Source organism: Bacteroides sp. D2 (assembly GCF_025147085.1).
Taxonomy (GTDB): domain Bacteria; phylum Bacteroidota; class Bacteroidia; order Bacteroidales; family Bacteroidaceae; genus Bacteroides.
The window spans coordinates 3,935,180-3,948,042 of sequence record NZ_CP102261.1 but is presented as its reverse complement, the minus strand read 5'-3'; the positions used below and the strand labels follow the sequence as shown (position 1 = coordinate 3,948,042).

At 40.8% G+C, this 12,863-nt stretch carries 9 protein-coding genes; 3 read left to right on the top strand and 6 right to left on the bottom strand.

Features of this window, described 5'->3' with window-relative positions; genetic code table 11:
• Positions 1-234 precede the first annotated feature (234 nt).
• Positions 235-1,086: an aldo/keto reductase gene (locus NQ505_RS13975; protein ID WP_009000866.1), complete on the top strand. Its 852-nt coding sequence runs from the start codon at positions 235-237 to the stop codon at positions 1,084-1,086.
• 181 nt (positions 1,087-1,267) lie between these two features.
• On the opposite strand, the gene NQ505_RS13970 is transcribed toward NQ505_RS13975, so the two are convergent.
• Both NQ505_RS13970 and NQ505_RS13965 read right to left on the bottom strand, forming a co-directional pair.
• Positions 1,268-3,220, bottom strand: a complete 1,953-nt coding sequence (locus NQ505_RS13970) for a glycoside hydrolase family 97 protein (RefSeq protein WP_009000865.1) — start codon at positions 3,218-3,220, stop codon at positions 1,268-1,270.
• 70 nt (positions 3,221-3,290) lie between these two features.
• Positions 3,291-4,172 (bottom strand): AraC family transcriptional regulator, encoded by an 882-nt coding sequence (locus NQ505_RS13965; RefSeq protein WP_009000864.1) that lies wholly within the window; start codon positions 4,170-4,172, stop codon positions 3,291-3,293.
• A 120-nt stretch (positions 4,173-4,292) separates the two neighbouring features.
• On the opposite strand from NQ505_RS13965, the gene NQ505_RS13960 reads away from it, so the two are divergent.
• Both NQ505_RS13960 and uxuA read left to right on the top strand, forming a co-directional pair.
• On the top strand, positions 4,293-5,108 hold the full coding sequence (locus NQ505_RS13960) for an SDR family oxidoreductase (protein ID WP_009000863.1): 816 nt from the start codon (positions 4,293-4,295) through the stop codon (positions 5,106-5,108).
• Positions 5,109-5,148: 40 nt separating this feature from the next.
• Positions 5,149-6,336: a mannonate dehydratase gene (gene uxuA, locus NQ505_RS13955; RefSeq protein WP_009000862.1), complete on the top strand. Its 1,188-nt coding sequence runs from the start codon at positions 5,149-5,151 to the stop codon at positions 6,334-6,336.
• Between the two features lie 459 nt (positions 6,337-6,795).
• On the opposite strand, the gene NQ505_RS13950 is transcribed toward uxuA, so the two are convergent.
• From NQ505_RS13950 to NQ505_RS13935, 4 genes are read right to left on the bottom strand one after another with little or no spacing between them, the layout of a single operon-like run.
• Positions 6,796-8,202 carry a glycosyl hydrolase family 28 protein gene (locus NQ505_RS13950; protein WP_009000861.1) on the bottom strand — a complete coding sequence of 469 codons (1,407 nt, stop codon included), beginning with the start codon at positions 8,200-8,202 and terminating at the stop codon, positions 6,796-6,798.
• Positions 8,203-8,216: 14 nt separating this feature from the next.
• Complete coding sequence (locus NQ505_RS13945; RefSeq protein WP_032848567.1) at positions 8,217-9,515, bottom strand: alginate lyase family protein; 1,299 nt, start codon at positions 9,513-9,515, stop codon at positions 8,217-8,219.
• A gap of 58 nt (positions 9,516-9,573) precedes the next feature.
• Positions 9,574-11,613, bottom strand: coding sequence for an IPT/TIG domain-containing protein (locus NQ505_RS13940; RefSeq protein WP_004325489.1), 2,040 nt, complete (start codon positions 11,611-11,613; stop codon positions 9,574-9,576).
• 49 nt (positions 11,614-11,662) lie between these two features.
• Complete coding sequence (locus NQ505_RS13935; RefSeq protein WP_009000860.1) at positions 11,663-12,856, bottom strand: DUF5013 domain-containing protein; 1,194 nt, start codon at positions 12,854-12,856, stop codon at positions 11,663-11,665.
• Between the last annotated feature and the right edge of the window lie 7 nt (positions 12,857-12,863).

Genomic DNA, 12,863 nt, shown 5'->3' with positions numbered 1-12,863 from the left:
TGCTTCTTTTAATTGATTTAACTTCCTATACTACGAATATGAAGAACAAAATACTCAAAAAACGACTATATAATAGTAGATATTAAATGCAAAGATAGAGTTATCCGTAAAAAAGGTAGCAAAACCCGTAATCTATATAAAAACAGATTACCTTTTACAGACTAACTTTGTATAGAGGAAATAAAGATAATAAAAACATTAGAATACGCTTTTATTTTAATAATATACTCGATTATGGAAAAAGTAAAATTGAACAATGGCATTGAAATGCCTATTTTAGGTTATGGTGTTTATCAGGTTACGCCTGAAGAGTGTGAACGTTGCGTGTCGGATGCAATCAGTGTGGGCTATCGTTCTATTGATACGGCACAAGCCTATCATAACGAAGAAGGTGTTGGAAATGCAATCAGTAAATGCGGAGTACCGCGTGGGGAACTGTTCATCACTACAAAAGTATGGATTTCAAATGCCGGTTACGAAAAGGCTAAAGCTTCTATTGATGAATCACTTCGTAAATTAAAGAGTGATTATATAGACTTACTGCTGATTCATCAGCCATTCGGTGATTATTATGGAACTTACCGGGCTATGGAAGAAGCATATAAGGCTGGTAAACTCCGTGCGATCGGTGTCAGTAACTTCTATCCTGACCGCTTTATAGACTTGGCAGAGTTCTGTGAAATCACTCCTGCCATCAATCAGGTAGAGACACATGTTTTCAACCAACAGATAAAGTTACAGGAAGTAATGAAAGAATATGGTACTAAAATTATGTCATGGGGACCGTTTGCTGAAGGACGAAACGACTTCTTTACCAACCCGACTCTCCAGGAAATCGGTAAAGAATATAGCAAATCAGTGGCACAGGTCGCACTGCGTTATCTGATTCAACGCGATATTATCGTGATTCCTAAATCGACTCATAAAGAACGTATGATTGAGAATTTCAATGTATTCGATTTTTCATTAACACCGGATGATATGGCGGCTATCGCTGCGCTTGATACAGCTAAAACCCTTTTCTTCTCCCATTATGATCCGGAGATGGTGAAGTGGTTGATTAATTATAGTACCAAAAATGAATGAAACGATATGTATTCAAGAAATATTTGTGCTATATAAACAAGTTGTATGACACCCGGATCTCAAGCATGCTGACACCCGGGTGTTGGTATGCCTGACATCCGGGTCTCGGTACGCCTGACACCCGGGTGTCGTGCAACTAATTCTTGCAGTATGTTATTTCCTGCTTTATTATTTATCATATTTATTTTTCCAATGGAGTGAAATGCAATGCGGCTCCGCCACTCGCTTTTAGCTTCAAAACAAGCTTATCTCCGGCTTTTATCTTCTTATGAGTACTGCGTACTTTTGTGCGTGTATTCAATTTGTCGTCATCTTCGTACAGGTGAAGCATATACTTCTTACCCGGTTCCAGAAAATCCGTAGTCAATGTAATTGTGCGGGCTTCCGTATTCGTCATTGCTCCTACAAACCAGTCATTCCCCGAACGACGTGCCTGAACGATATATTCACCAATCTCTCCATCTAACGCGCGACTGTCATCCCATACACTCGGAATTGCTTTCCAAAATTCCAGTTCTTCTTCTCCCTGGTAGAATTCCGGTCTGTCATACCAAAACATAAATTGCAAAGGACTGTAATACACAGCTGCCATCGCCAACTGATGTGCTTTCGTATTCTTCACCCGATTATTGAAATAGCAAAGCGTATAGTCTCCTGCACCTGCCAGATAGCGGGTGAAAGGAAGAGTCGTATTGTGTGTGGCATCCGGCATTTCTTCATTTCCACGAATACCCTCCTGCGTCATCAGGTTAGGATAAGTACGGCTGAAACCTGTCGGACGATATTCGTCATGAATATCTACCATCAGATCATATTCTCCACATTTACGAACTGCATCATGCAACCAGGTACTCCAACGCTGATTACCTATCTGTACAAAACCGAACTTGATACCTTTCAATCCCCATTTCTTATACAATGGCAATAAAGTATCCAACTGCTGCACTAACGCACGCTGATTGACATACACCATAAGTCCGATTCCTTTCGATTCGGCATATTTACACAAAGCGGGTATATCGAGGTCTTTGTCCGGAGAAACAGTAGTAGCGTCCGAACTCATTTTCATTTCCGGTCCGTACCATCCTGCATCCATGTGCACATACTGAATACCACGTTCTGCCGCAAAGTCAATGGCTGCTTTTACTCTATCTTGTTTCAAGTCGCCCGAACGGAATACTTTCCCGGGTTTGATCCAAGAAGTATCAGCCAGCTTACAAGCCGGATTCAGATTCAAGACAATATCATTGTTATTAATTAAATCGACCGGACGTTCGGCAGCCATGATTACACGCCACGGAGTGCTGTAAGGAGATATAATATCGACGCTACTATACAGGCTTGTCTCCAAAGTGGAAGGTTTCTCTGCCGATAAACGGAATTTACCACGAACATAATCCACCATTTCCGCTTCCAACAAGGCTACAGATAATCCATCAGGCAGTTCCAATGTCAAAGGACGCTCACTCTCCTCTTTGCCCCATCCTTCCAACGGACGAAGTTCATAAGGCCCTTGTGCCCAACGTTCATAATACGCCATCGTTCCTTCAGGCATTGTGAAGCTAGTCTGCTCACCGACGATATGCAAGAAAAGACCGTTCGTCATTTCCGGAAAATGATAACGGAAAGCAACTCCTTCATTATAAGCGCGAACTATGATATTCATAAAGTAGTTTTTACGCTTATCATAACCACCATCCCGATTACCTTTTCCTTCTCCTTTCTTAAACTTCAAAGTCATCTCATTATAGCAATCACGAACCTCCGCACGCTCGCCATATACAGGCTTCCATCTCTCGTCCGTCTTTTGATGTTCAGTCTCTGTCAACTTCAGATTTTCACACCAAAAATGACAAGTATCATTCGGTATACCCAACGCCGATTCAAATAACTGATTTTCAATCAGAACACCCAGTTTACTTTCTTCAATCACCGGACGATTCTTATAAGTCAAGGTATAATACATTTGTGCATTATCCTCTCCCACCGCACGTTGATAAAAGGTAAAACGATAAGCTCCATCAGGAGACGTCAGTTCCTGACGGGTTTCTGTCATCACATCTTGCGCTTTTATCAATGCCGGTATCACCAACAACAAAAGCAAAATTCTTTTCTTCATTCTATTTACGTTCATGTTTATTCATCTTTCCTATTATATACGAACGAGAAAGAAATTATACTCAAATGTTTATTGCCTGAAAAGCTTATTCCATCTGCTCTCTATATAAAGTCGGTGTCATTCCTGTCACCCTTTTAAAAATGCGGTTAAAATGTACAGGTGATTCAAATCCGCAAGTAGCACTGATTTGAGATATATTCATCATACTACTATTCAATAGTTTACAAGCATATCCGATACGCATATCAAGTACATACTCTTTAAATGTCTTTCCTGTGTTTTCTTTAAAGTATCGGCAGAAAGCGGCAGGGTTCATCGCTGTATAAGAAGCAATTTCATCCAGACCGATAGACTCGGTATAATGTTTATTCAAATAGGCAATCACCTTTTCCATTCTTTCATTACGCATAATCGAAGGGGACGGAGTATAATGAGAAGTAGTCAGATATTTCTTATGATTGCTGGTAGCCATCATCTGTAGAAGTGAAAGCAACAGGATGATTTGATCCGCTCCTTTGGCAGAAGGAATTTGTTCCAATAACTTAATGATTTTCCCCGAACGGGTAATTGTGAATTTAATTCCTCTGCAAGCATCCTCCAATAAATTCCTGATAGGGATAAACTGGGAGTATTGAGAAATAGAATAATGCATAAAATCTTTCTCAAACTGAATATTGACTCCTCTTACTTTCGGTTCGGATTTTTCTTCGTTATCAGATTCTTCCCCGTCGTCCGGTGGACTTTGCATACTATGAGGCAGTTCGGAACCGAAAAGAATCAAATCACCTTTTGAATAGGAGATAATGCTGTCACCCACCAGACAATCCCCCTCTCCCTTCTCCACATAAATAATTTCATACTCACTATGAAAATGCCACGGATACGTGAAACGTGGATATTCATAAAAGCGGGCACGGACGGGATTAGAAGTCGTAATAGTCAACTTCTCATTCATTATCTTCTTCATAAATCTCCTTTCTAAACTGCTTTTGCAAAGATAGGTAAATATCTTGCAAAGATACGCATCATATCATGTATAAAAACCCGCTATTTTTGCATCAATTCATAAAAACATTTGATAGAAACCATGAACGAATTATTTAGTATTGCCGGTAAAGTTGCTGTTATTACCGGAGCAGGTGGTGTACTGGGCGGAAATATTGCCCAACACTTTGTACAGCAGGGAGCAAAAGTAGTAGCTATTGACATTCGTCAGGAGCAACTGGACAATCGTGTAGCTGAACTCAAACAATATGGTGACGATGTAATCGGTATCATCGGTAATGTCCTTGACATTGCCAGCCTGGAAAAAGTAGCCGAAAAAATCGTAGCCAAATGGGGACAGATTGATATTCTGCTGAATATTGCCGGTGGCAATATGCCGGGAGCTACTCTTGAACCGGAACAACATTTTTATGACATGGATATTTCCTGTTGGGAGAAAGTGACTAATCTGAATATGAACGGAACGGTTTATCCGTCTATGATATTCGGTAAAGTAATGGCAAAACAAGGCAAAGGATGTATCATTAATGTATCCTCAATGGCAGCATACAGCGCTATCACCCGTGTACCGGGATATTCGGCTGCAAAAACTGCCGTAGCCAATTTCACTCAATGGCTGGCAAGCGAAATGGCACTTAAATACGGTGATGGTATCCGTGTAAATGCTATTGCACCAGGTTTCTTCATCGGCGATCAAAATCGTCGTGTGCTTATCAATCCAGATGGTTCACTGACAGATAGAAGCAAGAAAGTATTGGCAAAAACTCCAATGAAACGTTTCGGTGACATTAAAGAATTGAATGGTGCAGTGCATTTCCTGTGTAGTGAAGCCGCTAGCTTCGTAACCGGAGCAATGCTACCTATTGATGGCGGTTTCAGTGCATTCAGCGGAGTTTAAGCAATAAATAATAGCCTGTAATAAAGAGAAAAAAAAGACTATGATGGAAAAGACTTGGAGATGGTTTGGCAAAAAGGATAAGATAACCTTGCCGATGCTCCGACAAATAGGGGTAGAAGGGATTGTCACTGCCCTGCATGATGTACCGAACGGTGAAATATGGACAATGGAAGCTATTAATGATTTGAAATCATACATCGAATCATACGGCTTGCGTTGGTCGGTAGTGGAAAGTCTTCCTGTATGCGAAGCAATCAAATACGCAGGAGCGGAACGTGAACAGTTGATTGAAAACTACAAAGTAAGCCTTGCCAATTTGGGTAAATGCGGTATAAAGACAGTATGTTACAACTTCATGCCCGTTATCGACTGGATACGTACAGACTTGCAACACCCTTGGCCGGATGGTACCAGTTCCCTGTATTACGACCATATCCGCTTTGCTTATTTCGATATCCGAATCTTGGAACGTGAAGGAGCTGAAAAAGATTACACTGAAGAAGAACTTCAGAAGGTTGCCGAACTAGATAAGGTTATCACAGAAGCAGAAAAAGACGCTCTGATTGATACGATCATTGTCAAGACTCAAGGTTTTGTTAATGGCAATATCAAAGAAGGAGATAAAAATCCGGTTTCCATCTTCAAGCGGTTACTTGCTTTGTACAAAGATATAAACCGGGATGCTTTGCGTGAAAATATGCGTTATTTCTTATCTGCAATCATGCCTGTATGCGAAGAATATGGAGTTAATATGTGCGTACATCCGGATGACCCTCCATTCCAAGTATTAGGTTTACCACGTATCGTTACCAATGAAAATGATATTGAATGGTTCCTGAATGCCGTAGATAATCCTCATAATGGATTGACTTTCTGTGCAGGCTCTTTGAGTGCAGGCGAACATAACGATACACGTGAGTTGGCTAAGAAATTTGCAAAAAGAACTCATTTCGTACATCTGCGCAGCACAGCTGCCATGCAAGGTGGAAACTTCATTGAAAGCTCCCATCTTACGGGAAGAGGACATCTGATTGACCTTATCCGTATCTTCGAAAATGAGAATCCGGGATTACCGACGCGTGTAGACCACGGACGAATGATGCTGGGAGATGAAGATAAAGGCTACAACCCGGGATATTCTTTTCACGGACGTATGCTGGCTCTTGCACAAGTAGAAGGAATGATGGCTGTGGTGGATGATGAGAAAAAACGACAGATAATATTATAATCATCACAGTGCTGATATAGTCAGAGCTTCGTCAGAGCAATAACCTCGTTATTTGTTTCAAGGCGGGAAACATTTTGTTTCGAGACACGAAACTGATGGTTTCCCGCCTTGAAACTTTAGTTCCAAAGACTCGAAACTCTAGTTCCAATAGCGGGAAACTATAGTTTCTAAAGCAGGTAAATTCTATCTCAAAGACAAGAAACGACTATTCCTCCGGACTTTTAGTTATGATCCTATAATTCCGATACAATAAAATACAACGGACTGTCCTCTCAATAGCTAAACCTTTCAATGCCAATGCATACTCATATCATTTGGTAAGCGTCGACAGTGTGAGGGTAAATTTTACCCTCACACTACCCTCACCTTTACCCTCACCCACGAAAGTACGATGGATAAAGGGATTGAGAGTCGGGTGAGAGTGTGAGGGTAAAATCAGCACAATCTTTTATTTGTTAGCTACTTTATCTGTATCTTCCCTACAAAATCTTTTTTATCTATATTCAGTTCTTCCAAAGAAGTGATCCGTTTGCCGTTCAACATTATGTTCTCAAACAAAATATTCTCAACCTTCCTATTCTTATCATAACCTTCCATCAAAGAAGGATTGATATATTTTCCGGTACATGAAATATTACGGAACGTTATGTTTCTGACACCTCTGCCGGGACCTGTGTTATACTTTTGGTTATACATCACCCGAAGATGAAACAACTGTCCTTCCTGGATATGTTCCACACGAATATCCTCAAAAGTGATGTTTTGTGCCAGATTGTGATCTCCTACATTAATAGTCATGCAGCCTTGGTAATCACGATCGTCCTCATCATGTTCCAAGATATCGATATTCTTGAACAATATATCTTCTAAAACCTCATCTCCTGTTTTCGTATTTCCATGCGTACCGATATTGATAGGGTGAGCAATATCCGCCCATAGTGTAGAATTAAGTACACGGATATTACGAGAATCTCCATAATAATTCCAACGATGCGTATAGATGGCTATACAGTCGTCTGAATTACGAAGAAAAACATCATCAATCACTACATCCGAGCAAGACATAAAATCCAATCCATCACTCCAACCCTGATAACTGAATGATTTCAAATTCTTGATAGTAATTCCCTGTGATTGTCCACCGGAAACTGTATAGTGACGGGAGTTGACAACTGTAATTCCATCAATCAGTACATTCTTGGAGTATGCCACCGATATTCCCTGCTGCGGTTCAAGCAACATACCGTGTCCGAGAATCTTTACATTCTCTACACTGTCGCAAGTCAGGCAACCTTTCAGCACCGCTCCACCTTCCAGATAGACAGTCGTGTTGGAAGGAATACGGAAGCATTTGCCTGCCACATCTGTGGGTTCGTGTATACCGGACTCAAAATACATCACATTCGGATCATTCTTATCAGGCACATTCTCAATGATCGGATTGGCAAACACATGCAGATTATTCAAACGGTCACCGTTGAACTCTACAGAGAGTTTTTGTGGTTTATCCAATGTGAACAGCAGAAAATTTCCGTCTATCTCCGGCTGAATTCCTTTAGATAGTGGACGCACTACTGCTGAACGGAGTTCCCCGTTATTCTTTTGCACCAGCACTTCCACTTTACCGGAAAAATCAAACTGTACCATGGTTGCATCCGACTTGGTATCCATATCCACCTTTACATTATATTCATAAAGGTCTACCCAATCTTTTTCACCCACTTGCCGTACTTTTACTGTATAATCGTCATTATGGCGGGCATAGTAGATGCCTTGTGGCACCGGATAGATGACAATTTCTGCCTGTATAACTCCTGAAGTCATTACAAGTAAAAATGTAAGCGCTATTCGTATCAATCTATTCATTTTGAATTATTCATTTATTGTGCATACATCAATGTACCGAGTCCAAGTACATCATACCCACCAGAGTTAGCATCATAATAACCGCCGCCGCCTTCTATTCCTACATATTCGGTAGCAATCTTAGTATATTTGAGATTATCATCCGAGATGTTTTTTATCCCTTTGTAATGATAGTAAGGCAACGCCCATATCGCACGTTTGATCCATTTACCGCCACCAAGTGTTGTTTGTTCTTCCGGAATCGGATATCCCCATTGACTCTGTTTTTGCCATATATAAGTAGTATATGGTACAGTCTCATTGGTATAATTACAGCAAGCGGCATATTCGCAGGCCCGTAGGAAGAGATTATCATCATAAGCAAAGAAATCGTCTCCCTGGCTCCATGCCAACTGACAAATAATTCCCATCAATCCGACACACATCAACGTGTGTCCTTGGTCACGTCCACTTTCCTGCCATTGAGCAAAGTTATAGTCCGGTGCATAATCGTGATAGATAGCACGACGTAAACGTCCGTTTGTATCACCTGTCTGCAAATGGGCGATACCTTCATTATAAATATCACGACGATCGGTTACAATGCCGATAGCCATTTTAGCCGCTATATTACAAAGACACCAGTTAGCCCAATAATGTAACGCATTCGTATCGTGATGACGTTTCAGAAAATCATCATTAGCAGGATAGAACACTTTAAGCAACCAATTCTGGAACGCTGCGAAGTCCGCACGATCCCATCCTCCATAATCCCTCAATAATTCACCGGCAATAGCAAATTCATAACCATAAAGTCCTGCAGCAAGCGATAAATTCGTATTACCTGTTACACCTACACAAGTCTGTACCCACTTATTCAGATTCTCCACCGCTTTTGCCGCATATTCATCATCTTGTTCAATTTTCCAACGAAGCGCTTGCTGATATACAATAGTGGCTCCTCTGGCTGCATTCATGTAATTTTCATCTCCTGAAATACCTCGTTTAATCCATTCTGTAGGATAAGTATCTGCCGTCTTCTGCGAAAACTGGCTTTCTACTAATAATTGATAAGCACTTACCCAAGGCTCTTCTCCGGCAGCTTTTTTATCCCGGATACGCTGGAAGTCTTCCTCTGTATGCAACCCTTCATGCAGCATAGGTTCCGTTGACGGTTTAAGTTCAACCTGTTCCAAATTTACGTTATTATCAGGAAGAGGAATTTTATTCAAATCAGTTTCCACATTGACACCCGGAAGGTCAATGCCGTCCCCACATCCTACCAAAAACAGGGTAGCAAATACTGCGGTTATATAATATATCTTTTTCATCATATTTTTGGTTTAATGGTACACCGCATCTACCATTGATTACGGTGCACCCAATTATAGTTTATTGCTCTACTAACTCTAATTTGAAATTATCTATCTTAGCCCGTCCTTGTTTTACTGTAATCGTACATACAAAACCAATGACAACATCGGTAGGCTCTTCAACAAGAATATCAACTACTACATCACCCGTACCCGAAATAGAAGCGTTTGCCAGACTCTTACTTGGTATATCACTCGTATTTGCCATCTCGTTACCTTTACAAACCGCAACATAACCGGTAAAACCTCTGCCGTCATATTCATAAACGTGTGCCGTCAACTTATATTTTCCTTTTTGAAGATGAGAAGTCTGATATACCTTACCATCATTTTTAGGATTGTCAAATCCCCAATCTGTTTGTAAAGCCAAACCTGCATCACTTCCATCACCATATTTCGTTTTAAATGCCAAATCAACAGCAGCACCTCCTTCACCAGCAGTCAAGTTAGAGTTCTGAACTATCCAATAAGCAGCTTTTGCCCACTCTCCTTTTTTATGGAATCCTTTATCCCCACCTTCTTTTACATATTCAAAAGGCTGTTTATAGTTCATGAGTACATATTGAGAAATATCTCCATCCACCGGCAGAGGTTGTAACATATCACTCTCTACGGGTTGTGCAATACCTTCAAACACCATTGTTACTTTTCCACCATTGAAACCTTGCGGAACCGTTACAGTAATAGAAGTCGTAGTAATCTCTTTAACCGTAACGGGTACGGATATTCCCTCAAAAGTAACTGTAACAGAATTCTTATCCGTTCCAAAACCTTTTCCTGTAAATGTTATTTCCTGTCCGGCTTTTACTAATGTGCCATTAGGATAAATATACGGTGTTTCAACAGAAGTGATTTCCGGAGTTTCCCAAACCTCAAATGTGCCCGATTCGCCCATCTCTATTTCCTTACCCTGAATTATCAGTTTAATCTTCACCGGAGCTTCAGATGAAACTCCTTTGGGAACATTCACTACGATATTACCTTTATCATTCAGTGTCACTTTATCACAAATTGTTTCTCCGAAAAAGACCTGAATATTTTCAGCTTTCGTACCAAAGTTCTGACCAATGATCGTTACTTCCGCATTAATGTATCCGGCTTTCGTTGAAATGCCTGTTACTGTCGGCATCGGTAATACCGTATATTTCAACTGTGTCCCGATAGCTTCAAACGGAGTAATGACAGTTATTGTATAATCTCCGGCTTCCAACGAAGCAGGTACAGTGAGTGGAATACTCTTATCCGTCAAATTATCTGTATCTATTGCAGCTTCTACAGGTTCTCCGCCAGCTTTAAAGAAAGTTACTTTCAAAGGCTCCAACCCTTCAACAGACTTATCCAGCAATTCTTGCACAAGATTGGTTCCTGTTATTGCAAATTTACTGCCAGCAAAACCTGATGGAACCGGTTCGTCTTCCTTAGGAGTATCAAGCGTTGCATGCTTCAACACAGTGAAAGGATAAGAAGCCAAATCAATCGTTTGTTCTGCCATAATAAGTGTCATAACTCCACTGACAGCTGTCTCGGGAATTTTGGCCATAAATTCGGTATCAATAGGTGTACCCACAATCTCTGCCTTGTCTGTGGAAGTCCCGAAAGTCAAAGTATACAGTGTTTTAGAAGAAACAAATTCTTGTCCTTCGAAAACGATACTGGCACCCGGAAAACCATAAGAAGGTTTCACTACGCTGACACCCGGCTTACCAAGTACACGATAAACTAGATCAGTCTCCACACGTTGCCCGAAAACCTCAACGGTTATCTTTCCGTTTGTTGCCGATTCCGGCACTTTCGCAAGGATAGCATCATCGGCGCAGGAGACTACTACTGCCTCCTGGGAACCGATAAATACTTTCACATCTTCTGTTATGATACCAAAATCACTGCCACTTACGGTAAACTCATTCCCAACATATCCTTCTACGGGATCTATCTTTGTTACAGTCGCCACAGGATCAGTGTAACTCATTGAAACAATTTCTTCGTTATCCTCGTCACAAGCAGCTAATGCGAAAAGCGAAAGAAAAACGGGAAACAGATAGTTATATATTTTCTTCATAATCTTAATTATATTATCACGATGAATTACTCTTTTTTCTTTTTCCACATCATTCAAGAATCAATTTCAATTCTGTCACCTTAAAGTATGAATTACCTTTAGCCAGAGAAGTCAGGAATCCAATGACAACATCCGTTGTCTCCGTCACTTCAAATGAAGGGGTTACCAAAACACCCGAGTCATCATTTGTTCCAGCTTTGTCATAGATCGCACAAACTCCATTTAATTGCTCAATATCAGCTACATTCGGTATATCACTCTCACTATTTCCTTTGGCCATCAATGCAGAAATAAAATTCCCCGCATCACTTACTACCATCGTATAGGCATAAGTAACTTCCAGTCTGTATTTACCAGGACGAAGTGTAGCAACTTGCCATATTTTTCCATTCGTATAAGCTTCCTTCTCCCATCCATTCTGGAACGCTAATGTGAAGCCCTCTGCTGCTTTATACTGCATTCCGGTAACAGTAGTATTGTTTTTTGCATTGAAAGATGCCTTATTCTGATTCCATACTGCCGGAGTCCACCATTCACCATTCTTCCAATTTTCATCATTTGCCTTGGCAAACGGCTGCTTGTAGTTTTGAAGGTAAAGCACTGTTACATCACCCTTTGAGTTAGGATTAAACATTGCACTACCTGTCATTGTATATCCATGAATAGTTACAGTCACATTACCTGTCTTATAATCTGCAGGAGTTGTCGCAACAATAGTAGACTCATCCACCAGTTCAAATTCAGCCGGTGTTCCATTGAAGCTGACAGAAATATCAGATGGATCCGTACCAAAGTTCTCACCTGTTATAGTGACCTTGTCTCCCGTATCGGCTACCCCTTCACCGTCTTCACTATCAGAAGTCACTGTAATGACACGCGGTGTAGGCAGTACTGTATAATGACCGATATTCTCCACCTTTTTATTATAAATCTGTAAAGACAGATTGCCTGTTACTGCAGTTTCCGGCACTTCCACTACCAAACGGTTATTTTTGCAATCGAGCACTTTATTGGATTGGGCTTCACCGAAGAAAACTTTCACTGCTTCAGCACGGTCACCAAAATTGGTTCCCGTAATAACTACCTGTGTAGTGACATATCCGTCCGTAGGATAAATGCTCTCCACTACTGGCACGGGATAATCATAAACTCTATACTTGGGGTCTTGCTCACAACCGGAGAAAAGTGCGGAAACACAAGCAAGTATTGCCAAGTGAAATGTATATTTGAATAAAAACTTCATATAATCT